The organism is Metapseudomonas resinovorans, assembly GCF_002003485.1.
GTDB classification, from domain to species: Bacteria; Pseudomonadota; Gammaproteobacteria; order Pseudomonadales; family Pseudomonadaceae; genus Metapseudomonas; species Metapseudomonas resinovorans_D.
This window is the reverse complement of the sequence record NZ_BDMA01000094.1, coordinates 95215-119554: the sequence shown is the minus strand read 5'-3', so window position 1 is coordinate 119554 and position 24340 is coordinate 95215. Positions and strand designations below refer to the sequence as shown.

The window sequence follows — 24340 nt, the reverse complement described above, 5'->3', positions numbered from 1 at the left end:
GTGCCAGCAGGTAAACTTGCCGGTTTTTAGCCGATCCGGCTAACGACGAACCCACAAGGTTTCCGCAGTGATCGAATTCCATAACGTCCACAAGGCGTACCGCGTCGAAGGCCGCGAAATCCCGGCCCTGCAGCCGACCGACCTCGCCATCCAGAGCGGCGAAGTGTTCGGCCTGATCGGCCATTCGGGCGCCGGCAAGAGCACCCTGCTGCGCCTGATCAACCGCCTTGAAGAACCCACCGGCGGTCGCATCGTCATCGATGGCGAAGACGTCACCGCCCTGGACAGCGAAGGCCTGCGCCGTTTCCGCCAGCGCGTCGGGATGATTTTCCAGCACTTCAACCTGCTGGCATCCAAGACCGTTGCCGAAAACGTCGGATTACCGCTGAAGCTGGCCGGTGAGTTGTCCCGCGCCGAGACCGATCGCCGAGTCGACGAACTGCTGGCCCGCGTCGGCCTCAGCGATCACGCCCGCAAATACCCGGCGCAACTCTCCGGCGGCCAGAAGCAGCGCGTCGGTATCGCCCGCGCCCTGGCCACCCAGCCGAAGATCCTGCTCTGCGACGAGGCCACCAGCGCCCTCGACCCGCAGACCACCGCGTCGGTGCTGCAACTGCTGGCCGAGATCAACCGCGAACTGAAGCTCACCATCGTCCTCATCACCCACGAGATGGATGTGATCCGCCGGGTCTGCGACCGCGTGGCGGTAATGGACGGCGGTGTGATCGTCGAGCAGGGCGCGGTGGCCGATGTGTTCCTGCACCCGCAGCACACCACCACCCAGCGCTTCGTGCTGGAAGACGAACAGGTGGACGAAGGCGAGCAGCATGACGACTTCGCCCACGTCAGCGGCCGCATCCTGCGCCTGACCTTCCGTGGCGAGGCGACCTACGCCCCGCTGCTGGGCACCGTCGCGCGCCAGACCGGCGTCGACTACAGCATCCTTGCCGGGCGCATCGACCGCATCAAGGACACCCCCTACGGCCAGCTGACCCTGGCCCTGACCGGCGGCGACATCGATGCCGCGCTTGGCTGCTTCCGCGCGGCGGACGTGCACCTGGAGATCCTGCGCTGATGGACGCCCTGCTCGCCAATATCGACTGGTACGAAATCTGGCTCGCCACCCTCGACACCTTCCTGATGCTGGGTGGCTCGCTGCTGTTCACCGTGCTGCTGGGTCTGCCGCTGGGCGTGCTGCTGTTCCTCACCGGCCCGCGCCAACTGTTCGAGCAGAAGACCGTCTACGCTCTGCTGTCGCTGCTGGTGAACGTGCTGCGCTCGCTGCCCTTCATCATCCTGCTGATCGTGATGATCCCGTTCACCGTGTTCATCACCGGCACCTCCCTGGGTGTCGCCGGCGCCATCCCGCCGCTGGTGGTGGGTGCCACACCGTTCTTCGCGCGCCTGGTGGAAACGGCGTTGCGCGAAGTGGATCGCGGCATCCTCGAAGCCACCCAGGCCATGGGCGCAACGACCCGCCAGATCATCTGGAACGCCCTGCTGCCGGAAGCGCGACCGGGCATCTTCGCCGCCATCACCGTCACCGCCATCACCCTGGTGTCCTACACCGCCATGGCGGGCGTAGTGGGTGCGGGCGGCCTCGGCGACCTGGCCATCCGCTTCGGCTACCAGCGCTTCCAGACCGACGTGATGGTGGTCACCGTGGTCCTGCTGCTGGTGCTCGTCCAAATCCTGCAAACCGTCGGCGACAAGCTGGTGGTGCACTTCTCCCGTAAATGACCTGGCGCCGGCCAGACGCCGGCCCGATGACTTCCCACAAGGAGCCGCTCATGAAGAAACTGCTGGTGGCGTTCGCCGCCCTGACCGCCCTCTCCGCCCAGGCCGACACCCTGAAAGTCGCCGCTACCCCGGTGCCCCACGCGGAAATCCTCGAGTTCATCAAGCCGCAACTGGCGAAGGAAGGCGTGGACCTGCAGGTGAAGGTCTTCACCGACTACGTACAGCCCAACGTGCAGGTTGCCGAAGGCCGTCTGGACGCCAACTTCTTCCAGCACCAGCCCTACCTGGACGAGTTCAACAAGGCCCGCCAGACCAAGGTGAAACTGGTGCCCGTGGTCGGCGTGCACGTCGAGCCTTTCGGTGCGTACTCCAGCAAGGTGAAATCCCTGGCCGAGCTGCCCGAAGGCGCCCAGGTGGTCATCCCCAACGACGCCACCAACGGCGGCCGCGCCCTGCTGCTGCTGGACAAGGCCGGTGTGATCAAGCTGAAGGACAACACCAGCATCACCGCCACCCCGAAGGACATCGTCGAGAATCCGAAGGGCATCAAGGTGCGTGAACTGGAAGCTGCCACCCTGCCGCGCGTGCTGAACCAGGTCGACCTGGCGCTGATCAACACCAACTACGCGCTGGAAGCCAAGCTGAACCCCACCAAGGACGCCCTGGTGATCGAAGGCAGCGACTCGCCCTACGTGAACATCCTCGTTGCCCGTGAGGACAACAAGACCAGCGCCGACATGCAGAAACTGGCCAAGGCCCTGAACAGCCCCGAGGTGAAGAAATTCATCGAGGAGAAGTACAAGGGTGCCGTGGTTCCGGCGTTCTGATCGCTTCGTGCTGAATGAAAAAGCCCGCTCAATGAGCGGGCTTTTTTGTGGGTGACTGGTTAATGCACTCAGCTTGATCGTAGGGTGCGCCGTGCGCACCTTGTGCCCGCGCCGAGATTTCGGTGCGCGCAGCGCACCCTACCCGGTACGCCCGATTCGCGTCAGCTCTTCGGCGTCACCAGCCCCGGCAGTTGCTCCTTGAGCTTCTGGTTGTTCAGCGGCGAGCGGATGAAGCCGCGCTGGCTACCGTCCGGGCCGAGGACCACGAGGTTGCCGCTGTGGTCGACGGTGTAGTTTTCCTTGCTGGTGTCAGCAGGGATGAAGGGGATGCTCACGGCGTTGGCCAGCTTCTGCAGGGTGGGCAGGTCGCTGGTGATGCCGACGAAGCTCGGATCGAAATAGCCCAGGTACTGCTTGATCTGCTGCGGCGTGTCGCGGTTCGGGTCGACGCTGACGAAGACGAAACGCAGGTTGTCCTGCGCCTCCTGCGGCAGCAGGCCCTTGAGCTCACGCATCTGCGCCAGGGTGGTGGGGCAGATATCCGGGCAGAAGGTGTAGCCGAAGAACACCAGGCTCCATTTGTCCTTGAACTGGTCCACCGCGACCTTCGCACCGTTCTGGTCGACCATTTCCAGGGTCGGCAGGGTGCGGCTTTGCGGCAGCAGCACAATGCCTGCGTCGAGCAGTTTGGTCGGGTCGGCCTGGGCCTGGCTGGTCAGGACCCGGTGCACGGTGAGGCCAAGCACCACCGCCACGAGGGCAACGAGGACGAAGACGGTTTTCTGGATTCTGGTCATAGGTTCAGCATCAGGTAGTGGTCCACCAGCAGGGCGATGAACAGCAGGAAGAGGTAGGCGATAGAGTACTTGAAGGTCTTGATCGCCGCGTGCGGTCTGCTGTCACGGTACAGCACCCAGGCCCACTGCAGGAAGCGCGCACCCAGGCCCACCGCGCAGGCCAGATAGAGCACGCCGCTCATGTGGATGACATAGGGCAGCAGGCTGACCGCGAACATCACCAGCGTATAGAGCAGGATGTGCACCTTGGTGTAGTGCTCGCCGTGGGTCACCGGCAGCATCGGGATGTCGGCCTTGGCGTATTCCTCCTTGCGGTGGATGGCCAGCGCCCAGAAGTGCGGCGGCGTCCAGGCGAAGATGATCAGCACCAGCAACAACGGCTCGGCGGTGAGATGGCCGGTAACGGCGACCCATCCCAGCAGCGGCGGCGCGGCGCCGGCCAGACCGCCGATGACGATGTTCTGCGGCGTGGCACGTTTGAGGAAGCCGGTGTAGAGCACCGCGTAACCCACCAGCGAGGCCAGGGTCAGCCAGGCGGTCAGTTCGTTGGTGAAGGCCAGCAGCAGGGCTTGCCCGAGCACCGCGAGGACGAAAGCGAATGCCAGCGCCGCAGTCGGCGAGACGCGGCCGTTGACCACGGGACGCTTCAGCGTGCGCGCCATGATCGAGTCGATGCGCCGATCCACCACATGGTTGACCGCCGCCGCGGCACCGGCACAGAGGCCGATACCGATGTTGCCGAACAGCAGCACCGTCCAGGGCACCCCGGCGCGGGTGGCGAGGAACATGCCGACCAGGGAAGTGATGAGCATCAGCACCACCACCTTGGGTTTGGTCAGTTCCAGGTAGTCGCGCCAGCTGGCACGGGCCTGGCTGTGTCCTTGGCTGAGCAGAGTGGCCATGGCGTGTACTCCTTATTTGCTGTGCGAAGCGATCACCGTAGGAGCGAGCTCTGCTCGCGAATCCCCGGTAACCCCACGTTCGCGAGCAGAGCTCGCTCCTACAAAAAGAGCCGGGTTGCGCACCCGGTAATTGACCGAGACCAGCACCAGCAGCAGCAGGGCGCCGCCACCGTTGTGGGCCACCGCCACCGGCAGCGGCAGGTGGAAGATCACGTTGCTGATGCCCAGCCCCACCTGCAGGCACAGGGCCGCCAGCAGCACCCCGGCCAACCCCTTGAGGCCGACAGTGCGCAGCTGCCAGGCGAGGACCAGCAGCACCAGGGTCACGACCAGGGCGCCGAGGCGATGGGTCATGTGGATGGCGGTGCGGGCGTCGCTGTCCAGTTGCCCACCCAGGTAGTTCGGGCCGATGTGCTGGGTCAGGTGGAAGCCGTTGGCAAAGTCCATCGCCGGCCACCACTGCCCGTGGCAGGTGGGCAGGTCGACGCAGGCCACGGCCGCGTAGTTGGAGCTGACCCAGCCGCCCAGGGCGATCTGTCCGATGACCAGCACCAGCCCCAGCGCCGCCAGGCGCCGCAGCCGCGCCGGCAGTTGGAGGGCCGGAAAGGCGTTGGACAATCGTAGGCTGAGCAGCAGTAACAGGGACAGCGTGGTGAAGCCTCCCAGCAGGTGCGCGGTGACCACCTGGGGCCAGAGTTGCAGAGTCACCGTCCACATGCCGAATGCGGCCTGGGCGATTACCACGCCCACGAGCAGCAGCGGCAGTTTCAGGGGCTGGCCGTCACGTCCGCGCAGGCGCAGGGCATGGATCGCCAGACCGAGGATCACCAGGCCGAGGGACCCGGCGAAGTAGCGGTGGACCATCTCGTTCCAGCCTTTCTCGGCTTCCACCGGTGCGTGGGGGAAGTTGGCCTCGGCATGGGCCAGCTGGGCGTCGGACTGCGGCACGCTGATGAAACCGTAACAGCCGGGCCAGTCCGGGCAGCCGAGGCCGGCGTGGGTCAGGCGGGTGTAGGCGCCCAGCAATACGACCACCACCGCCAGCAGGGTGGCGAACAGGGCGAGGCGGAATCCGGGCCGGTTCTTGTACTTGTCCACAGCAGCCGCTCCTCACCTTTCCGGAGAAAGGGGTCGTTCAACCGATATTGGAAAGCTTCAGCAGGTGACGCAGGTCGTTGAGGATCTTCTTGCCCTTGATGGTGCCGTCGTAGCGCAGCACCAGGTTGCCGTGGGGGTCGACGATCCACAGCTGGGCGCCACCGAGGTTGTCGGTGGCCTTGCTGTAGGTGGTCTGATCGAGGCCGTAGCGTTTCAGGCGCGGATATTCCTGCTTGAGCTTGTCCGCATAGTCCGCCGACACCTCGGTTACGGCCAGGGCGTGGGTGGCGCGGGAGGCGTCGCGGCCCAGACCGATGTGGATCTGCCGCGCGACGAACACCATCTGCTGGCAATCCTGCTGGCAGCCGGACGGCGCGGTGACCAGCAGTTGCCAGGTCTGTTCCGGCGTCGTGTCCTGCACCCCAAGGTCGACGAGGGTCTGACCATTGCCGATGAGCGTGCCGTGAAAACTGCGCCCCTCCGGCACCCAGAAGCTGAACTTGTACATGGCCGTGGCCAATATCATCGGGCCGATCACCACCATCAGGATCAGCAGCAGCTGGATGCGTCCACGGCGCCGTGGCGGTGCGGTCTCAGGCATGGCGAGTGCTGGGTTCATTATTGTTCTCCCGTCCTTTGCGCAATCCGAAGTAGATGAACAGGCCGAGCAACGCGATCGCCAGGGCGAACCATTGCACGGCGTAGCCAAGGTGTTTTTCCGGGCCCATGGCGACTACTGGCCAGTCGCTGCGATAGGCCGCAGGGCTTTCCTCCAGGCGCAGCTCAAGGGGTACGCCATTGCGGCCCAGGTGTTTCCAGAGCGCGTCGGCATCCACCTGGTTGACCAGTTGAGGCCAGCCGCTCGCTTCAAGATGCTTGAGTTCGAATGCCGCTCCCGGCGGCACATAGGCCCAGGCGGTCAATTCCTGGGCATCGTCCGGGGTGCTGAAGGCGGGCGCGACCCGGCGATCCGGCCAGGGCAACCAGCCACGGTTGACCAGCAGCCACCGGCCGCTGGCGTCGTCCTGGAAGGGTTGCAGCAGCTCCACGCCGGCCTTGCCGTCGCGGATGCGGCTGTCCAGCAGCAGGCTGTGGGTCGCGTCGAAATGGCCGTGCAGACGCACCCGCAAGTAGGCGGGGTCGGCACTGGCGAGAAGCGCATCGAGGGTGGTTGGGGCGGCGATGCGGCGGGCCTCGGCAGCAGCCAGCAACTGGCGTTTTTCGTCTGCACGGGAAAGCTGCCAGAAGCCCAGGCCGATGAGCACCGGCAGCAGCGCGAGCACCACCAGGGTGGGCGCCAGGCCAGGCCGGAAGCCACTCATGAGCGTCGTCCGTGACGCTGAACAGGGCTGGCTATACTGCACAACATCCCCCTTCCCCCGGAGTCACGCATGCTCAAAGCTGCGATCGTCCTCATGTTGCTTGCCACGATGGTCAGCCTGTTCAGCGGCCTTTTCTTCCTGGTCAAGGACGAAGGACGCAGCTCCCGCGTGGTCAATGCGCTAACGGTTCGTGTAATCCTGACCGCCATCACCCTGGCGCTCATTGCCTGGGGTTTCTACAGCGGCCAGTTCGTTTCTCAAGTCACCTGGTAAGCCAGAGGTCCCCACCTCTGGCCACCACCTACACCTTCACAACACGTAGACGAAGGTGAACAGGCCGATCCAGACCACGTCCACAAAGTGCCAGTACCAGGCCGCCGCCTCGAAGCCGAAGTGATGCTCGGGATCGAAGTGGCCGCGAAGGATGCGCACCAGCATCACCGTCAGGATCAGCGCCCCCATGGTCACGTGGGCACCGTGGAAGCCGGTGAGCATGAAGAAGGTGGCGCCGTAGATGCCCGAGCCGAGGGTCAGCCCCAGTTCCTTATAGGCGTGGATGTACTCCTCGGCCTGGAAGCCCAGGAAGGTCACCCCCAGCAGGATGGTCAGCGCCAACCACAGCTTGAGCGGACCGCGCTTGTTCTTGCGCAGTGCGTGGTGAGCGAAGGTCACGGTAAAGCTCGAAGTCACCAGCAGCAGGGTGTTGATCAGCGGCAGGTGCCACGGGTCGATGACCGCCTTGGGCGGCGGGAACAGCTTGGAATCCGGGTTGTTCAGCAGCGGCCAGGCGTATTCGAAGTTCGGCCAGAGCATGTTGGCGACGCCCTTGGCGCCTTCCCCGCCGAGCCAGGGGCCGGCGAAGTGGCGGATGTAGAAGAGGGCGCCGAAGAACGCGGCGAAGAACATCACCTCGGAGAAGATGAACCAGCTCATGCCCCAACGGAAGGAGCGGTCCATCTGCGGGCTGTAGAGCCCGCCGCGACTTTCGCGGATCACATTGCCGAACCAGCCGAACAGCATGTAGGCCAGGATCAGCCCACCGACGAAGAAGATGATCGGGCCGTTTGAATCCGGCCGCGCCGCCTTGAGGTCGTTGAACCAGGTGCCCAGGCCGTAGACCGTGGTCAGCAGGCCGATGGTGGCGATGATCGGCCACTTGCTCTGGGCCGGGACGTAATACTGCTCGTGACTAGCCATCGTTGTTGTTCTCCTTATCGGCCCGTCAGCCGTCATTCCTGGCGACTGGTGGCTTGCGGGCGGTGATATCGAACAGCGTGTAAGCGAGGGTCAGGTGATGCACATCGGTCGGCAGATCGCGATCGACGATGAAGCGCACCGGCATCTCGATGCGCTGGCCGGGCTGCAGGACCTGCTGGGTGAAACAGAAGCATTCGGTCTTGTGGAAGAACGCCGCCGCCTTGGACGGCGCCACGCTGGGAATGGCCTGGGCCGTCATCGGCTTGTCGGTGGGGTTGTAGGCAATGAACAGCATCTCGTTGCTCGCCCCCGGATGCACCACCAGATCGTCCGCCTTGGGACGGAACTCCCAGCTCATCCCGGCTGCGTTGGTGGCGAGGAACTGCACTCGCACCTGACGCTGCTGGTCTTCGCTCTGGGCTCCCTCGTAGGCCGACCCGGTGGTCTTGCCGTTGATGCCGAACGCCTGGCACATCACGTCATAGATCGGCACCAGGGCGAAACCGAAGCCGAACATCGCCACCACCAGCACCAGGAGGCGCAGGATCAGGCGGCGAGTGCTCAGTTCCCCACTCATCTCACTTCACTTCCGGCGGTGTGGAGAAGGTGTGGTAGGGCGCCGGCGACGGCACGGTCCACTCCAGCCCTTCAGCGCCGTCCCAAGGCTTGGCCGGAGCCTTCTTGCCGCCCCGGATGCACTTGATGACGATGAACAGGAAGAGGAACTGGGTTGCCCCAAAGCTGAACGCACCGATGGACGAGATCATGTTGAAGTCGGCGAATTGCAGGTTGTAGTCCGGGATCCGCCGCGGCATGCCCGCCAGCCCCACGAAGTGCATGGGGAAGAACGCCATGTTCATGCCGATGAAGCTCAGCCAGAAGTGCAGCTTGCCGAGGGTTTCGTCGTACATGTGGCCGGTCCACTTCGGCAGCCAGTAATAGGCCGAGGCGAAGATGCCGAAGATGGCGCCGGGCACCAGCACGTAGTGGAAGTGAGCCACCACGAAGTAGGTGTCGTGATACTGGAAGTCCGCCGGCGCGATGGCCAGCATCAGTCCGGAGAAGCCGCCGATGGTGAACAGGATGACGAAGGCCACGGCGAACAGCATGGGCGTCTCGAAGGTCAGCGAGCCTTCCCACATGGTGCTCACCCAGTTGAACACCTTCACCCCAGTGGGCACGGCAATCAGCATGGTGGCGAACATGAAGAACAGCTCACCGGTCAGCGGGATGCCCACGGTGAACATGTGGTGCGCCCAAACGATGAAGGACAGGAAGGCGATGGACGCGGTGGCGTAGACCATCGAGGTGTAGCCGAACAGCGGCTTGCGGCTGAAGGCCGGGATGATCGAGCTGACCGCACCGAAGGCGGGCAGGATCATGATGTACACCTCGGGGTGGCCGAAGAACCAGAACACGTGCTGGAACAGCACCGGATCACCGCCACCGGCGGCACTGAAGAAGCTGGTGCCGAAGTGGATGTCCATCAGCATCATGGTCACGCAACCGGCCAGCACCGGCATCACCGCGATCAGCAGGAAGGCAGTGATCAGCCAGGTCCAGACGAACAGCGGCATCTTCATCAGGGTCATGCCCGGGGCACGCAGGTTGAGGATGGTGGCGATCACGTTGATCGCGCCCATGATCGAGCTGATGCCCATCAGGTGGATGGCGAAGATGAAGTAGGTGACGCTCTCCGGCGCGTAGGTGGTCGATAGCGGCGCGTAGAAGGTCCAGCCGAAGTTCGGTCCGCCGCCGGCAGTGAACAACGTGCTGACCAGCAGGCCGAAAGCGGCCGGCAGCAGCCAGAAGCTGAAGTTGTTCATCCGCGGCAGGGCCATGTCCGGCGCGCCGATCATCAGCGGGATCATCCAGTTGGCGAGGCCGACGAAGGCCGGCATCACGGCGCCGAACACCATGATCAGGCCGTGCATGGTGGTCATCTGGTTGAAGAATTCCGGCTGCACGATCTGCAGGCCGGGCTGGAACAGCTCGGCGCGGATCACCATCGCCATCGAACCACCCAGCAGGAACGCGGCGAAGCTGAACCACAGGTACATCGTGCCGATGTCCTTGTGGTTGGTGGTCAGCACCCAGCGCATCAGGCCCTTGGCCGGACCGTGGTGGTGATCATGCCCGGCATGATCGTGGTCGATCACTGCACTCATGTCAGTCTCCATATAGGCCGGTGTCTTCTTCATTGGCTTTCCGCCTGTTTCAGAGCCAGCACTTCCTTGGGCGTCACCATGTCGCCCTTGTTGTTGCCCCAGGCGTTGCGCTCGTAGGTGATGACGGCGGCGATATCGACTTCGGAGAGCTGCTTGCCGAAGGCGGCCATGGAGGTACCCGGCTTGCCGTGGAAGACGATGTTCAGGTGGTCTGCCTTCGGCCCGGTGGCGATCTTCGAGCCCTTGAGCGCCGGGAACATGGGCGGCATGCCCTGACCTTCAGGCTGGTGACAGGCGGCACAGGTGGTGTGGTAGACCTTGTCGCCTCGCGCAACCAGTTCGTCCAGAGTCCATTCCTTGTCGGTCAGCTCCTTGAGCTTGGCAGTCTCTTCCTTGCGCGCGGCCAGCCACTTGGCGAAGTCTTCCTGGGACTTGGCCTCGACCACGATGGGCATGAAGCCATGATCCTTGCCGCACAGTTCGGTGCACTGGCCACGGTAGAGGCCGGGCTTCTCGATACGGGTCCAGGATTCGTTTACGAAGCCGGGAATCGCATCCTTCTTCACCGCCAGCGCCGGCACCCACCAGGAGTGGATCACGTCGGCGGCGGTGATCAGGAAGCGCACCTTGGTGCCGACCGGCACCACCAGCGGCTGGTCGACTTCCAGCAGGTAGTGCTCATCCTTCGGCGCCTTGTTGTGGATCTGGTCGGCGGGCGTGGCCAGGTTGCTGAAGAACTCGACGTCCTGGCCCAGGTACTTGTAATGCCATTTCCACTGGTAGCCGGTGATCTGTACATCCAGCCCGGACTCGGACGTGTCATAGATGTCGATCAGCGTCTTGGTCGCCGGCACCGCCATCAGCACAAGGATGACGAAGGGCACGACGGTCCAGAGGATTTCCACCGTGGTGCTCTCGTGGAAATGCGCTGGCTGCTGACCGGTGGAGCGGCGGTGGATGATCATCGACCAGAACATGGCACCGAAGACCAGTACGCCGATGACGACGCAGATCCAGAAGATGGTCATGTGCAGATCGAAAACGGTGCGGCTGACCTCGGTAGCACCGGGCGCCATATTGACTGTCCAGGCAGCCTCCGCCTGGCTGAGAACAGACAGCAGCAGGAGTCCCATCCAGACTCGTGGATGTCGCATCATTGCGGGTTCCCCTTCTCGTTCTTGTTATCCCGCCGGCTGGGCCAACGGCTTGGGGACGGCTGTCCGGACTACCACACTCAGACCGCCGACCTCGGCACGCAGGTGCACAGTCGGGTTCCATCAGGTAATGCCTTTCGAGTCGGAGTATAGACAGGGACTTCGGCTGCGCAACGCGCTGGAGAAAATGGCTGAAGGCGCGTAAGCCTTGTCCTAAACGCCACGGCTGGCGCGGGCCTTCAGCGGATGGCAAAGTGCTTTTATAGCGAGCCCGAATAACTGTTAAGCGATTATGACAATCCGGTCTTAGCAGTTTCTCAGGGCAAGCTAAGGTCTTGTCTTCACCTTCACCCCGCCATGTCCTTTTCAGGAGCAGTCATGAACACCGCCGCACTGCGCGAAGTCATCCATCGCGCCCTTGAGAACGAAGCTGCCTCGACACAACTCAGCCAGATCCTAGAAACCCAGATCGCCAGCCTTCACCCCGCCATCCGCCTGCCAGAAGAAGACGCCCAGGGCGTGCTGGCCCGCTTCATCGCCGCCTATGTGGAACAGGTTCCTGATGTACTGGACGCGGCCGCCACCGTCGCCCGCGAAGCCGGCATCGAATCCCGTATCAAGCCGGTCCTCAAGGTCGCCGAACAGTTCTTCCTGCAACCGCCCGCCCTGATGGCTGGCCACAATGGCCTGGAAGGCCTGCTCGACGAGGCCTACCTGGCCCATCGTCTGGTGGAGGAAGTCAACGACCGCTACATCGTCCATTTCGGCCAGCCACTGATCCCGCTGGATACCACGGTGGCGAACCTGATCGCCCATCAACTGATCGGCGAGCCTTTCGCCAACCAGCTGGACGAAGCCGTGCACCATGCCGTGGACGGCCTGCTGGACGAGGAGGTGTTCAGCCAGCCCTCAGCCCAGGCCTATCGCCAGCAACTGCACGACCCCAAGGTGGAGGAAGCCTGGAAACGCTGGCCGTGCATGTCCGAGCAACTGGGCGTCGGGCTGGAACTCAACCTGGGCCAGCGCGCCGCTGGCTGAGTAAGCATCCAGGTTCGTAGAACGCGGACTTGCGGAAGCCCCCTGAAAAGGGGGCGAATGCGCGGTCTGGACCGTAGGGTGCGCTGTGCGCACCGTCTTGATGGATCAACTGCGGCACCCGGTCAAACTGCCGGTGCGCACGGCGCACCCTACAAGATCGGCTTCACGGGGATTCGAATCGTCACTGGCAGAGCCGGTGACTCAAGACCACGTCCTCGGGACGTGATTTCCCAAGCTCAAATGAAAAAGAGGCTGCACCGGCAGCCCCTTTTTTCATCAATCCACCTGGTAGCGCGGACGCGGCGTGGCCATCGGCAGCGGACCGTCACCAATCGCGCGGAAGCGGCCCTGCTCGGCGTCGTAGGCCTTGATCACCGATGTCTCGATGTCATAGACCCAGCCATGGATGAACAGCTGGCCGCTAGCCAGTCGCGCCGCCACCGATGGGTGGGTGCGAAGGTGGTCGAGCTGGGCCACCACGTTCTCTTCGGTGAGCACTTCCAGGGTCTCGTGGTTGGCGCAGCCGCAGTTTTCCTGCACCACGATCTTCGCCACCTCGGCATGGCGCAGCCAGGCTTTTACCGTCGGCATGCGTTCCAGGGTCTGCGGGTCCAGCACCGCCTTCATGGCGCCGCAGTCGGAGTGGCCGCAGATGATGATGTGGTGCACGCCGAGGGCCATCACCGCGAATTCGATGGCGGTGGAGACGCCGCCGTTCATCTGGCCATAGGGCGGCACGACGTTGCCGACGTTACGGGTAACGAACAGGTCGCCCGGAGAGCTCTGGGTGATCAGTTCGGGAACGATGCGCGAGTCGGCGCAAGTGATGAACATGGCGCGGGGTTTCTGTTCATGGGCGAGCTTCTTGAACAGTTCTTCCTGTTGCGGGAAGACCTCATCGCGGAAGCGCTGGAAGCCCTCGACTATGGTCCGCAGGGCTTCTTCGGCGCTTTCACTGCCCACTTTGTCGTGCTCGTTGCTCATGCTGCCAACCTCGGTCATCGTAGGAATTGTCTTTTATGCCGCCCATTATCCACTGATTGTCGGCATTTGAATTCCTACAGGACTGTCGTTACAGCCCGCCGAGTCACACTTCAAAGTAACGCCATCTGTCCGCCGGGCGGGCAGAAGCGCGAACAGTCCAGTTCGTAGTCGCGTCGGCGATTGAGCCCGAGCTTGCGAATGGCTACGGCAAAACGCTGCGCCAGCAGTTCGGCGAAGGGGCCCTCACCCTTGAAACGGTGGCCAAAACGGCTGTCGTAGATTTCCCCGCCTCGGCACTGGCGGATGATGCTCATCACATGGGCGGCGCGCTGCGGGTAGTACGCCTCCAGCCATTCCTCGAACAGCGGTCCCACCTCCCTGGGCAGGCGCAGCAGCATGTAGTTCGCCTGCCGCGCTCCGGCATCACGTGCCGCTTCCAGCAAGCTCTCCAGCTCCATGTCGTTGATCATCGGAATCATCGGCGAACAGAGCACACCCACCGGAATTCGGTTCTCGCTCAGCACACGGATCGCGCGCAGGCGTGCCGACGGGGCGGCGGCGCGGGGCTCCAGGGTGCGTTTCAGCTCGTCGTCGAGGGTGGTGAGGCTGATCATCACCGCCACCAGGTTCTGCTCCGCCAGCTCGGTGAGCAGATCGAGGTCGCGCAACACCAGCGATCCCTTGGTGACGATGGTCACCGGATGCCTGTAGCGCAGCAGCACTTCGAGGGTCTGGCGGGTGAGGCGGTGCTCGCGCTCGATGGGCTGGTAAGGATCAGTGTTGGAGCCGAGGTTGATCGGCGCGCACTGGTAACCCGGCTTGGAGAGCTGTTGTTCGAGCAGGGCAACGGCGTTGGTCTTGGCGATCAGCCGCGTCTCGAAATCCAATCCCGGCGACATGTCCCAATAAGCATGGCTGGGACGCGCATAGCAGTAGATGCAGCCGTGCTCGCAGCCGCGATAGGGGTTCACCGAGCGGTCGAACGGCAGGTCCGGCGACTGGTTGCGGGTGATGATGCTCTTGGCGGTTTCAAACCGGACTTCCGTAGCACGGCTGGGCGGGACTTCCTGGAACCAGCCGTCATCCATCGCCACCGAAGTGGTCGGCGCGAAGCGGTTGAAAGGGTTGCTGCCGGTACCGCGACCACGGGGAGGAAGGGGCGCAGACATGGGAAGAACTCCGCAAACTGTATATTCATACAGTATATGGAGATTCTTCCTACGACTAGCCAGATTCTGCCGGGCGGTGCGTCTGCCGTGGCGGGGATACCTGTGACGATTCGAATCCGCGGGCCAGCAGGATGAAACCGGTCCGGTAGGGTGCGCCGTGCGCACCGACGGTTTGACGGGATGCCGAAGACGGTTCCGGAATCGGTGCGCACAGCGCACCCTACGGCCCAGACCGAGCTATAGAGGTCCGCCTTGTGTTCGGAGCGTGAATTCGCTCCCACAAAGCAGAACTATCGTCAGCTCAGGCGGACGGAAAGCCCGCCATAGTCGTGCTGGCCAGCAGTGCCGTCCAGTTCGAGACGCCCCTGGGCAGCCAGCTCACGAGCGCGCCAGAAGGCGAAGAAGTCGGTGGCGAAGAAGCCGTCGCTCTGCCCCATCAGCTCTGCCATCACCCGCGCCAGCGGCTGCCAGTCCGACGTGCAGGTACCGAGGAGGATGGCGTCTACCTTGCAATGATCCTCACTCTGGAACTCGCCCTTTTGCCAGCGGCGGACATCGGCGTTCCCGGCCACGACGCTGCGCCACTGGTTGGCGAGCAACGCCTTGCGCCCGGCATCGACCTGTTTCGGCAGGAAGTAAGCGCCCAGGTCGGCGGGGTCGATCATGCCAACTGCGCGACGCGTCTCGACTCGGCTGTCGCCGGTGCCGCAAGACACTTCCCAGAACGGTAGGTCGGTACCTTCCAGAGCGGCCGCGACACGGGCCAGCAGGAGTTGTTCGGAGCAACTGTCGCCATGCCAGACGGTGACCGGTTGATCTTGCCGTTTCAGCGCGGCAAGCCAGTCGGCATCGGCACAAAGCCCCGTACCGAAGTCCGGCCGCGGGGTCACAGCGCTGGGCCAGACGTCCAGCCAGAACTGCGTGCGCACCGTGCAGGGCGGTATCTCGATATCCGCCAGCGGTCCGACCGCCAGGTCGTCACGCAGCACGCGCAATGCTTGGGCGGCGACGTCCACCCCGATGACACGGGTTACGCCTTCCGCCGCCACATCACCACACACCAGATGCCACATGCGCCCTCCTTGGCCTTCAGATCACTCGCTGGGTTTCTTCAGCTTCGGATTGGGGAAGAACTGCACCCCCTGCACCTTGGGATCGGCCGCCTTGGGCTTGGGTTGATTGACTCGGGTACCGAGCTCCTTGGGCACCGACTGGCCCTGGGCATTGAGGGTGTCCGCATAGCCGCAGGCCACGCACTGGCGGTGCGGCACGCCGTCTTCGTCCCACATCTGGATCTTGTCCATTTCGCTGCACGCCGGGCACACGGCACCGGCGATGAAACGTTTCGGCGTCGTTGTCATGCCGCATCCTCCGACAGACCGCTATGGCGCAGCAGGGCGTCGATGGACGGCTCGCGACCACGGAAGTCGACGAACAGCACCATGGGCTCCTGGGAGCCACCACGGGCCAGGATGGCCTCGCGGAAAGCGCGACCGGTGGCCGGGTTGAGCACGCCTTCTTCCTCGAAGCGCGAGAAGGCGTCGGCGGACAGCACTTCCGCCCATTTGTAGCTGTAGTAACCGGCCGCATAACCGCCCGCGAAGATGTGCGCGAAGCTGTTGGCGAAACGATTGAACGCCGGCGGACGCATGACCGCCACTTCGGAGCGGATCGCTTCCAGCACGTCGAGAACACTGCGGCCGTCGCCGTGGATGGCATGCAGCTCGAAGTCGAACAGGGAGAACTCCAGCTGGCGCACCATCATCAGGCCGGACTGGAAGTTCTTCGCCGCGAGCATCTTGTCCAGCAGGTCCTGGGGCAGCGGCTCGCCGGACTGGTAGTGACCGGAGATCAGCGCCAGGCCTTCCGGTTCCCAGCACCAGTTCTCCATGAACTGGCTGGGCAGCTCCACCGCGTCCCAGGCCACGCCGTTGATGCCGGACGCGCCGGCATGCTCGACGCGGGTCAGCAGGTGGTGCAGGCCGTGACCGAACTCGTGGAAGAGCGTGGTGACTTCGTCGTGGGTTAGCAGCGCCGGCTTGTCGCCCACCGCCGGGGTGAAATTGCAGACCAGATTGGCCACCGGTGCGATCAACTCGCCGCCGACGTTGCGACGCTTGTCGCGAGCACCGTCCATCCAGGCACCGCCGCGCTTGTTGGCGCGGGCATAGAGATCGAAGAAGAAGCGGCCGACGTGCTGGCCGTTCTCGCTGATCTCGAACAGGCGCACGTCCGGATGCCAGGTGTCGAAGCCGGACAGCTCGCGGATCTCGATGCCGTAGAGCTTCTGCACGATGGCGAACAGGCCCGACAGCACTTTATCGATGGGGAAATAGGCGCGCAGGATTTCCTGGGAAATGCTGTAGCGCTGCTCGCGCAGTTTTTCGCTGAAATAGCCGACATCCCAGCTCTGCAGGTCCGCCACGCCGCGCTCGGCGGCGAAGGCCTTGAGCTCGTCGAGGTCCTTGGCGGCGAAAGCTTTGCTGCGCTTGGCCAGGTCGCGGAGGAAGCCCAGTACCTGCGGGGTGGACTCGGCCATCTTGGTGGCCAGGCTCAGGTCGCTGAAGTGGGCGAAGCCGAGCAGGTGGGCGAGTTCCTGGCGCAGGTCGAGGATCTCGGCCATGACCGGACCGTTGTCGTTCTGCCCGGCATTCGGGCCCTGGTCAGAGGCGCGGGTGCTGTAGGCGGTGTAGACCTCTTCGCGCAGGGCGCGATCGTTGGCGTAGGTCATCACCGCGTAATAGCTGGGGAATTCCAGGGTGATCAGCCAGCCGTCCAGACCCTTGGCCTCGGCAGCCTGCTTCATCTGCGCCTTCGCCGAGTCGGTGAGGCCGGCCAGGGCCGATTCGTCATGAACCTCTTTGGTCCAGGCCTGGGTAGCGTCCAGCAACTGGTTGGAGAAGCGGCTGCCCAGCTCGGACAGCTTCATCTGGATTTCGCCGTAGCGCTGTTGCTTGTCCGCCGGCAGGTCGATGCCGGACAGGCGGAAATCGCGCAGGGCGTGATCGAGGATGGTCTTCTGCGCCACCTCGTAGCCTGCGGCGTCCGGGCTCGCGGCCAGCGCCTCGTAAGCCTCGAACAGTGCACGGTTCTGGCCGATCTCGGTCCAGTACTCGGAGAGTTTGGGCAGACAGGCTTCATAGGCATTGCGCAACTCGGCGTTGTTGCACACGGCATTCAAGTGGCTGACCGGGCTCCAGGCTCGCCCCAGGCGTTCGCCCAGTTCGTCCAGCGCCAGCACCAGGCCTTTCCAGGTGGGGGTGCCATCCTGGCGCGCCAGCAGGTCGGCGATGGCGGCACGGTTGTCGGCGAGGATCTGGTCGACGGCCGGCTCGACATGTTCCGGACGAATGGTGGAGTAGGGCGGCAGGTCGAAGTCCTGCAGGAGGGGATTGCTCAGGGTCACGGCATTCACCTGTATTCGGGAAGGGACGCGGGCTGGCTACGGAGACGAGACATAACCCGGATGGGAGCCATCTTAATTACAATCGCCGGCTGACGCAGCCTCAGGAAATGCTATGAACCCGATCAGAACCTATCAGGGCATCACCCCGCAGCTCGGCGAGCGGGCCTTCGTCGACGCCTCCGCCGTGGTCATCGGCGACGTGCACCTCGGTGACGACAGTTCAGTCTGGCCCCTGGTGACCATTCGCGGCGACATGCACCGCATCCGCATCGGCGCGCGCACCAGCGTGCAGGATGGCAGCGTGCTGCACATCACCCACGCCGGCCCCTTCAACCCGGACGGCTATCCGCTGGAAATCGGCGACGACGTGACCATCGGCCACAAGGCGTTGCTGCACGGATGCAAGGTCGGCAGCCGGGTACTGATCGGCATGGGCAGCATCGTCATGGACGGCGCGGTAATCGAGGACGACGTGGTGCTCGGCGCCGGCAGCCTGGTGCCGCCCGGCAAGCGCCTGGAGAGCGGCTATCTCTATGTCGGCAGCCCAGTGAAACAGGCTCGCCCGCTCAGCGACAAGGAAAAGGCCTTCTTCACCTACAGCGCGGCGAACTACGTGAAGCTGAAGGACCTGCACATCGCCGAAGGCTACGGGGTCTGACTCGATGCACTACCAGAACATCCTCTTCGACCTCGACGGCACCCTCACCGATCCGCGCGAGGGCATCACCCGTTCGGTGCAATACGCGCTGGCCAAGCTCGATATCCACGAACCGGACCTGGCGAACCTGGAGCACTTCATCGGGCCGCCGCTGCTGCAGTGCTTCATGCAGACCTACAGCCTGACCGAGGCGCGCGCCTGGGACGCGGTGAACCACTATCGCGACCGCTTCAAGGCCACCGGACTCTACGAGAACCGCGTGTTCGACGGCATCGATGCGCTGCTCGGACGCCTGCGTGAACAGGGCCGCACACTGTTCATCGCCACCAGCAAGCCGACCGTGTTCGCCCGCGAGATCGCCCGGCATTTCGGCTTCGACCGGCACTTCAAGCACATCTACGGCAGCGAGCTGGATGGCACCCGCACCAACAAGGTGGAGCTGATCGCACACCTGCTGGAAGAGGAAGGGCTGGAACGCGCCGACACGCTGATGATCGGTGACCGCAAGCACGACCTGATCGGCGCCAGCCGCAATGGCCTGCATGGCGCTGGGGTTGGCTATGGCTTCGGCAGCCGCGAGGAGTTGATGGGGGAAGCACCGGCCTATTACTTCGCCAGCCTGGATGAGCTGAGTCGGGCGTTTGGTTGAAAGAGCAGGGGGCGAATGATCACTTGTAGGGGCGAATTCATTCGCCATGGGGCGCGCAGCGCCCCCCAGTAAACCAGCAGGGCAGACCTTCGGCCTGCTTGGCGAATGAATTCGCCCCTACAGGACAAGCCCAGTGCCGGCTCAGCCCCCATTGCGCTGATAGATGATCTTCTTGGTGCCGTTCTCGCAGGTTCCGACCACCATGTTCTGGTCCTTCACTTCGGCGTTGGGGACGATTTCAAGGGTATAGGTCGTCACCCCGGCCGCCTGGATCTTCACTTCGATTTCCTGCTTCAGTTCTTCGCAGGGCTTGGGTGCCGCCAGGGCGGTGCCCGCCAATGCGCTCAGCATCAGGACTACAGCAATTCGATTCATCGCCTACTCCATTTCCTTGATGTCCTGACCGTTGGACTGACGGCCAGCCAGGCAAGTTCTAGCGGTTTGCCATCAGCCTTTCCAGTGCTTGTGTGCGTTCTTCCAGCGGCAGGTCACCCAGTTCGCGCGCACGCTGGTAGAACGCCGGCCAGCTTTTGCCCACTTCGAGGAACAGGTCGGCGAAAGCCGGCACCCATTGGTCGTAGAGGCCGAAGGGCAGCAACTTGGCATTGTTCATTGGGCCCTCCATCCACGCGTCATAGCGGTTGTAGCCGCCCCAGTCCCGATCGCGCATGGCTCGGTAGTCACGGCGCATGCGCTCGAACTCCTCCATTTTGGCCACACGCATACGCTCCGGCGGCAGGCCGCTGGCGTAGAGGTGCTCCAGGCGCTCGCGGGTCTCCAGCACCAGGCGGGTGAGAGCGTCGCGGCGGTCGGATGCGTCATCGGGCTTGATCGAAAGACCGCGACTGGCACGCCACTGATTCAAGCCTTCGCGCTCGACGAAGCTGGCGAAGGACTCGTTGAACGCGGTATCCCCCGGGATATAGAGCTGCTGGTGCGCCAGCTCGTGGAAGATCAGCGCGGCGAGACGGTCGTCACCCCAGCGCAACATGGTGTTGAGCAGCGGGTCGTCGAACCAGCCGAGGGTGGAATAAGCCTCCACGCCGCCCACCCAGGTATCCAGCCCCTGCTGCCTGAGCAACGCCGCGGCGCCACGGGCGCGCCCCAGCTGGTAGTAACCGCGATAGGCGACGCAGCCGGCGACGGGGAAGCAGTGGGTCTCGGGTTGCAGCGAGAACTCCGTCGTGGCGAACAGGTTCCAGACCACATAGGGCCGCTGGATATCGGCATAGACGCGGTAGCTGCCGTTGTCCGGCAGCCCCAGCGAACCACTGGCGAACGTCCGTGCTTCCTGGGTCAGGGTCAGGCGCTGGCGCAGTTCCTGCGATTGCGAGGTGTCATCGATCAGCGCCTGCACCGGTTGCCGGGCATACAGCAGCGCCATCTGCCCACGCGCCAGTTGGCTGTAGTAGTCGAGGCTGGAACAACCGCTCAGCAGCAAGATGCCCAACAGGGGAACCCAGGGGCAGCGAATGCGGTCAAGCAGTTCGATAAGAAGGGTGGTCGGCATGCCGCGACACTAGCGCATCGGAGCCACCCACCACTACTGGCCTGTTGGAGCCTTCCATGCGCCCTCTGCTACTTTTCCTGCCGCTGTTCAGCCTTGGCGGCTGCGCCATGCTCCTGCCCAGCCACGATCCGAACCAGGCCTGGATTTCCTTGCAAAAGCAGGAAGGCCAGCACATCCAGGCAAACCGGGTGGATAACGAAACCCTCGCTGACCAGCGCTACTTCCAGGTTTCCCCAGGCCGGCACGAACTGGAGGTACGCCTGGAGTTCGAGGTGGGCGGCAAGGACATCGGTCAGGGCAGCTCCGGCTACCGACGCACCTGCTTGCTGAAGCTGGCCTACAGCGATTTCGCCGCCGGTGAGCGCTACCAGCTCGCGGCCGGTGGCATCGGCTTCCGCCCCTGGGCACGGCTGTATGACGGGCAGAGCCGGGAGGTCGCCAAGGCCAAGGAAAGTCGCTGCGGCGATGTCTGAAAACTCCGACATGGGGTTATGCTGAACGCCTCATCCCACAAGGAGCCTCGCCATGCGCACGCTGTTGGCCCTGATGCTGCTGGCCAGCCTCACCGCCTGCGCCAGCAAGCTGCCCGAGCCCGATCCACGATTCGCCTGGATCGACATCGTTACCGATCCAAGCGACACCCTCATGGCCAACCGCCTCGACGACAAGCGCTGGAACGACGGCCGCTACTACCAGGTGATGCCCGGCAGGCATGAGCTGGAGCTGCGTTACCAGTTCGAGGTGGGAGGCGCAGGTGGCGGATTCGGCATGAACGCCGAACCCTCCCGCATCACTTGCTACATGGAGCTGCATTACGACGGCTTCGAAGCGGGCAAACGCTACCGGGTGGAAGCCCGCCACGCCGCCAACCAGCCGATGGCCTGGCTCTACGACGCAAACCGCACTGTGCTGGCGCGCCACAAGATATTCCCGCGCTGCGGTCCCTTCTAGGCAGAAAGGCGATTCGCCCTGGCGAAGCCGCGTCATCAGCGGCTTCGCCCACCGGCTTCAATCCCGCAGGCTGGCCAGGATGTCGAACGCTCGCAGCCGATGCTCGTGCTGGTACAGGTCGCAGGTGAAGATCAGTTCATCGGCGTCGGTCTGGTCCAGCAGGACCTGCATCCGCGCGCGAATCTTCTCCGGCCCGCCCACCATGGCCAGGGCCAGGAAGCTGCCCACGGCTTCCTTCTCATGGGGCAACCAGCGACCGGCCATGGTCTCCACCGGCGGACGCAGCACCAGGCTTTCGCCACGCATCAGGGCGAGTACCCGTTGGTACACGGTGGTCGCGAGGAACTCCGCCTCTTCGTCGGTAGGCGCCGCCACCAGCGGCACACCCAGCATCACGTAAGGCTTGTCGAGTACCGCCGAAGGGCGGAAGTGGTTGCGATAGACGCGAATCGCCTCGTGCATGTAGCGCGGCGCGAAATGCGAGGCGAAGGCATAGGGCAGGCCTTTCTGGCCCGCGAGCTGGGCGCTGAACAGGCTGGAGCCAAGCAGCCAGATGGGCACATTGGTATCCACCCCCGGCATGGCGATCACCTTCTGGTCCGGTTGGCGCGGGCCGAGGAGGGTCTCCAGTTCCTCGACGTCCCGTGGGAAATCGTCGGCGTCGCCGAGACGGTCGCGGCGCAAGGCGCGGGCGGTGAGATGGTCAGCCCCCGGAGCACGTCCAAGGCCCAGTTCGATGCGGCCCGGATAGAGACTGGCGAGGGTGCCGAACTGCTCGGCGACCACCAGCGGCGCGTGGTTGGGCAGCATGATGCCGCCGGAGCCCAGGCGAATGTGCGAAGTGCCACCCGCGAGATAGGCGAGCAGCACGGCGGTGGCCGAACTGGCGATGCCATCCATGTTGTGGTGCTCGGCCACCCAGAAACGCGAGAAACCCAGGCGCTCGACGTGGCGCGCCAACTCCAGGGAGTTGTGCAAGGCCTGGGTAGCGCCGCCGTGATCACGGACAGGCGCCAGATCGAGAACGGAGAGGGGCAGGTTGGTAAGGGCAGACATGGGCAAGACCTTGGCAGGGGACAGGCGCGAGGCCTTATCCGAGTGAATCAGTAGGTCTTACTCTAGGGATTGGCGTCCACGGCCGCTAGAAGGCACTTTTCGGTAACCAGGGCACCAGAAGGTAAGGAATGGACCGGCAGGGGTCGCCGGCCCGGGCAATGCGGGGCAATCAATTGCGCTGGTAGACGATCTCCTTGCTGCCACCGTCGCAGGTACCCACCACCTGCTTGCCTGCGGCGGCGCCCTTGTCGACGATTTCCAGGCTGTAGGAGGCAACGCCCTTGGTCTTCAACTTCGCGTCGATTTCGGCCTTGAGCTCCTCGCAGGGTTTCACGGCGGCAAAGGCCGAGCCGGCCAGAGTGAACAGGCCAAGGCCCAACAGCAGTTTCTTCATGGATAACGCTCCCTCGTAATGAATGATGGGCTCGCACGAGCCATCCGCCCCCGCCGGTTCCAAAGGCCAGGGGCGGACGGCGAGAGCCTAACCGAAATCGCCTGCAGGAAATTGTGCGTCACCTCGCTGTCCCCGCCCAGGGAGCGTGCGGACCTTAGCTGTCGCTGATGCGGAAACCGATTTTCAGGGTCACCTGGAAGTGCGCCACCTTGCCGTTCTCGATATGCCCACGGGTGTCCACGACTTCGAACCAGTCCATGTTGCGGATCGTCCTCGACGCTTCGCCGACGGCATTGGTGATCGCGTCGTCGATGCTGGTGCGTGAGGAGCCGACTATCTCGATCTTCTTGTAGGTACGGTGATCAGACATGGTGTATCTCCTGTGCCGGGCACGAGTGGGTTCCCCAGCAAGGCTAGCCAAGATTGCCGCTATCGGCCCGCCAACTCCTCACGCAACCACAGGGCCAGCCGCTCGGCACGACGATCCAGTTGCCGTGCCGGCACCCAGAGCGCCAGGCGCGCCGGGGTTTCGACGAAGCCCCAGGGCGCCACCAGCCGGCCCGAAACGAGTTCGTCGGCGACCAGTTGCTGTGGGGCGATGGCCACGCCGAGGCCGGCCACTGCGGCTTCCAGCAGGTAGTAAAGGTGCTCGAAGCCCTGGCCATGACGCAGACGTCCCGCGTCCAGCCCCTGGGCCGACGCCCATTGTGGCCAGGCCTGGGGCCGCGAGACCGTGTGCAGCACGGCCTCGTTGAGCAGCGCCGCTGGTGTGGCTCCGGCAAGTACCTCGTGACCGGCATAGCGTGGGCTCAGCACCGGACCGATGGACTCCGCCGCCAGTTCGAACACCCGCATGTCCGCCGGCCAGGGGGGCTCGGCGAAGCACAGGGTGGCGTCGACACCCGGCCGGCGCGGGTCCAGTTCGCCTTCGCTGGCCGAGAGCTGCAGGCGCAGTTCGGGGAGCTCGCGGTTAAGCCGGTCCAGCCTGGGAATGAACCAGCGCGCCAGCAGGCTGCCTGGGCAGCCGAGTACGAAGGGTGCGTCTTCGGCGCGGCGGGCGACGTCGACGCAGACGCTACGCAGGCGTTCGAAGGCTTCGCCTGTGGCATCCCGCAGGCGCTGCCCGGCATCCGTGAGTTTTACGCCTCGACCGTCCTTGCTGAACAACGCAACGCCCAGTTCTTCCTCGAGCAGCCGCACCTGGCGGCTCACCGCACCGTGGGTTACGTGCAGTTCCTCGGCCGCACGGCTGATGCTCTGCAGGCGGGCAGCCGCTTCGAAGGCCCGCAGGGCATTCAAGGGAGGGAGGTCTCGGCTCAT

At 64.1% G+C, this 24340-nt stretch carries 29 protein-coding genes; 9 read left to right on the top strand and 20 right to left on the bottom strand.

Annotation, left to right across the window (positions count from 1 at the left end):
* Positions 1–67: 67 nt before the first annotated feature.
* From MnOB_RS26760 to MnOB_RS26750, 3 genes are read left to right on the top strand one after another with little or no spacing between them, the layout of a single operon-like run.
* Entirely contained in the window at positions 68–1075 is a 1008-nt protein-coding gene (locus MnOB_RS26760; RefSeq protein ID WP_077527565.1) for a methionine ABC transporter ATP-binding protein, read from the top strand.
* Entirely contained in the window at positions 1075–1740 is a 666-nt protein-coding gene (locus MnOB_RS26755) for a methionine ABC transporter permease (RefSeq protein WP_077527564.1), read from the top strand. Before MnOB_RS26760 ends, MnOB_RS26755 begins: the two co-directional genes overlap by 1 nt.
* Before the next feature lie 50 nt (positions 1741–1790).
* Positions 1791–2567 carry a MetQ/NlpA family ABC transporter substrate-binding protein gene (locus MnOB_RS26750; RefSeq protein WP_077527563.1) on the top strand — a complete coding sequence of 259 codons (777 nt, stop codon included), beginning with the start codon at positions 1791–1793 and terminating at the stop codon, positions 2565–2567.
* A 161-nt stretch (positions 2568–2728) separates the two neighbouring features.
* Here MnOB_RS26750 and MnOB_RS26745 read toward each other — a convergent pair whose 3' ends face one another.
* Genes MnOB_RS26745 through MnOB_RS26725 form a run of 5 tightly spaced genes read right to left on the bottom strand, consistent with a single transcriptional unit; the run spans position 2729 to position 6686 of the window.
* A complete protein-coding gene (locus tag MnOB_RS26745) occupies positions 2729–3364 on the bottom strand; it encodes an SCO family protein (protein WP_077527562.1) in 636 nt (211 codons plus the stop codon).
* Positions 3361–4266 carry a heme o synthase gene (gene cyoE / locus MnOB_RS26740; protein WP_077527561.1) on the bottom strand — a complete coding sequence of 302 codons (906 nt, stop codon included), beginning with the start codon at positions 4264–4266 and terminating at the stop codon, positions 3361–3363. The genes MnOB_RS26745 and cyoE overlap by 4 nt, the downstream gene beginning before the upstream one ends.
* Positions 4267–4278: 12 nt before the next feature.
* Positions 4279–5364: a COX15/CtaA family protein gene (locus MnOB_RS26735; protein WP_077527560.1), complete on the bottom strand. Its 1086-nt coding sequence runs from the start codon at positions 5362–5364 to the stop codon at positions 4279–4281.
* 37 nt (positions 5365–5401) lie between these two features.
* Entirely contained in the window at positions 5402–5983 is a 582-nt protein-coding gene (locus tag MnOB_RS26730; RefSeq protein WP_077527559.1) for a hypothetical protein, read from the bottom strand.
* Complete coding sequence (locus MnOB_RS26725; RefSeq protein WP_077527558.1) at positions 5958–6686, bottom strand: SURF1 family protein; 729 nt, start codon at positions 6684–6686, stop codon at positions 5958–5960. The genes MnOB_RS26730 and MnOB_RS26725 overlap by 26 nt, the downstream gene beginning before the upstream one ends.
* Before the next feature lie 69 nt (positions 6687–6755).
* Between MnOB_RS26725 and MnOB_RS26720 the strand changes: the two genes are divergently transcribed.
* Positions 6756–6959, top strand: a complete 204-nt coding sequence (locus MnOB_RS26720; protein WP_077527557.1) for a twin transmembrane helix small protein — start codon at positions 6756–6758, stop codon at positions 6957–6959.
* 36 nt (positions 6960–6995) lie between these two features.
* Here the strand turns inward: MnOB_RS26720 and MnOB_RS26715 are convergent, their stop codons facing one another.
* From MnOB_RS26715 to coxB, 4 genes are read right to left on the bottom strand one after another with little or no spacing between them, the layout of a single operon-like run.
* Complete coding sequence (locus MnOB_RS26715; protein WP_077527556.1) at positions 6996–7883, bottom strand: cytochrome c oxidase subunit 3; 888 nt, start codon at positions 7881–7883, stop codon at positions 6996–6998.
* 25 nt (positions 7884–7908) lie between these two features.
* Positions 7909–8460, bottom strand: coding sequence for a cytochrome c oxidase assembly protein (locus MnOB_RS26710; protein ID WP_077527555.1), 552 nt, complete (start codon positions 8458–8460; stop codon positions 7909–7911).
* A gap of 1 nt (position 8461) precedes the next feature.
* Positions 8462–10051: a cytochrome c oxidase subunit I gene (gene ctaD, locus MnOB_RS26705; RefSeq protein WP_077527615.1), complete on the bottom strand. Its 1590-nt coding sequence runs from the start codon at positions 10049–10051 to the stop codon at positions 8462–8464.
* 29 nt (positions 10052–10080) lie between these two features.
* Positions 10081–11208 carry a cytochrome c oxidase subunit II gene (gene coxB / locus MnOB_RS26700; protein WP_199824608.1) on the bottom strand — a complete coding sequence of 376 codons (1128 nt, stop codon included), beginning with the start codon at positions 11206–11208 and terminating at the stop codon, positions 10081–10083.
* A 375-nt stretch (positions 11209–11583) separates the two neighbouring features.
* Between coxB and MnOB_RS26695 the strand changes: the two genes are divergently transcribed.
* A complete protein-coding gene (locus MnOB_RS26695) occupies positions 11584–12243 on the top strand; it encodes a hypothetical protein (protein ID WP_077527553.1) in 660 nt (219 codons plus the stop codon).
* A 276-nt stretch (positions 12244–12519) separates the two neighbouring features.
* On the opposite strand, the gene MnOB_RS26690 is transcribed toward MnOB_RS26695, so the two are convergent.
* The 5 genes from MnOB_RS26690 to prlC all read right to left on the bottom strand — a co-directional run bounded on the left by MnOB_RS26690 (position 12520) and on the right by prlC (position 17802).
* Positions 12520–13227, bottom strand: a complete 708-nt coding sequence (locus tag MnOB_RS26690; protein ID WP_077527614.1) for a carbonic anhydrase — start codon at positions 13225–13227, stop codon at positions 12520–12522.
* A gap of 110 nt (positions 13228–13337) precedes the next feature.
* Positions 13338–14396 (bottom strand): PA0069 family radical SAM protein, encoded by a 1059-nt coding sequence (locus tag MnOB_RS26685; protein WP_077527552.1) that lies wholly within the window; start codon positions 14394–14396, stop codon positions 13338–13340.
* A 296-nt stretch (positions 14397–14692) separates the two neighbouring features.
* Positions 14693–15469 (bottom strand): DUF3658 domain-containing protein, encoded by a 777-nt coding sequence (locus MnOB_RS26680; protein ID WP_077527551.1) that lies wholly within the window; start codon positions 15467–15469, stop codon positions 14693–14695.
* A gap of 21 nt (positions 15470–15490) precedes the next feature.
* Positions 15491–15757, bottom strand: coding sequence for a YheV family putative zinc ribbon protein (locus MnOB_RS26675; RefSeq protein WP_077527550.1), 267 nt, complete (start codon positions 15755–15757; stop codon positions 15491–15493).
* Complete coding sequence (prlC, locus tag MnOB_RS26670; protein WP_077527549.1) at positions 15754–17802, bottom strand: oligopeptidase A; 2049 nt, start codon at positions 17800–17802, stop codon at positions 15754–15756. The genes MnOB_RS26675 and prlC overlap by 4 nt, the downstream gene beginning before the upstream one ends.
* Positions 17803–17914: 112 nt before the next feature.
* Here prlC and MnOB_RS26665 point away from each other — a divergent pair, with 112 nt between their 5' ends.
* Positions 17915–18460 (top strand): gamma carbonic anhydrase family protein, encoded by a 546-nt coding sequence (locus MnOB_RS26665; protein WP_077527548.1) that lies wholly within the window; start codon positions 17915–17917, stop codon positions 18458–18460.
* Between the two features lie 4 nt (positions 18461–18464).
* Positions 18465–19109: an HAD family hydrolase gene (locus MnOB_RS26660; RefSeq protein WP_077527547.1), complete on the top strand. Its 645-nt coding sequence runs from the start codon at positions 18465–18467 to the stop codon at positions 19107–19109.
* Positions 19110–19250: 141 nt separating this feature from the next.
* Here MnOB_RS26660 and MnOB_RS26655 read toward each other — a convergent pair whose 3' ends face one another.
* The gene (locus MnOB_RS26655) at positions 19251–19484 is read right to left on the bottom strand and encodes a DUF1161 domain-containing protein (protein ID WP_077527546.1); all 234 of its coding nucleotides are present in this window, start codon (positions 19482–19484) and stop codon (positions 19251–19253) included.
* A 58-nt stretch (positions 19485–19542) separates the two neighbouring features.
* Complete coding sequence (locus MnOB_RS26650; protein ID WP_077527545.1) at positions 19543–20619, bottom strand: aminopeptidase; 1077 nt, start codon at positions 20617–20619, stop codon at positions 19543–19545.
* Positions 20620–20675: 56 nt separating this feature from the next.
* On the opposite strand from MnOB_RS26650, the gene MnOB_RS26645 reads away from it, so the two are divergent.
* Positions 20676–21092 (top strand): PA0061/PA0062 family lipoprotein, encoded by a 417-nt coding sequence (locus MnOB_RS26645; protein ID WP_077527544.1) that lies wholly within the window; start codon positions 20676–20678, stop codon positions 21090–21092.
* Between the two features lie 52 nt (positions 21093–21144).
* Entirely contained in the window at positions 21145–21570 is a 426-nt protein-coding gene (locus MnOB_RS26640) for a PA0061/PA0062 family lipoprotein (protein ID WP_077527543.1), read from the top strand.
* 57 nt (positions 21571–21627) lie between these two features.
* Here MnOB_RS26640 and MnOB_RS26635 read toward each other — a convergent pair whose 3' ends face one another.
* The 4 genes from MnOB_RS26635 to MnOB_RS26620 form a co-directional block, all read right to left on the bottom strand.
* Positions 21628–22626, bottom strand: a complete 999-nt coding sequence (locus tag MnOB_RS26635; RefSeq protein WP_077527542.1) for an LLM class flavin-dependent oxidoreductase — start codon at positions 22624–22626, stop codon at positions 21628–21630.
* Between the two features lie 169 nt (positions 22627–22795).
* The gene (locus tag MnOB_RS26630) at positions 22796–23020 is read right to left on the bottom strand and encodes a DUF1161 domain-containing protein (RefSeq protein WP_077527541.1); all 225 of its coding nucleotides are present in this window, start codon (positions 23018–23020) and stop codon (positions 22796–22798) included.
* A 154-nt stretch (positions 23021–23174) separates the two neighbouring features.
* Positions 23175–23390 carry a dodecin gene (locus tag MnOB_RS26625; RefSeq protein ID WP_077527540.1) on the bottom strand — a complete coding sequence of 72 codons (216 nt, stop codon included), beginning with the start codon at positions 23388–23390 and terminating at the stop codon, positions 23175–23177.
* Positions 23391–23449: 59 nt separating this feature from the next.
* Complete coding sequence (locus MnOB_RS26620) at positions 23450–24340, bottom strand: LysR family transcriptional regulator (RefSeq protein ID WP_077527539.1); 891 nt, start codon at positions 24338–24340, stop codon at positions 23450–23452.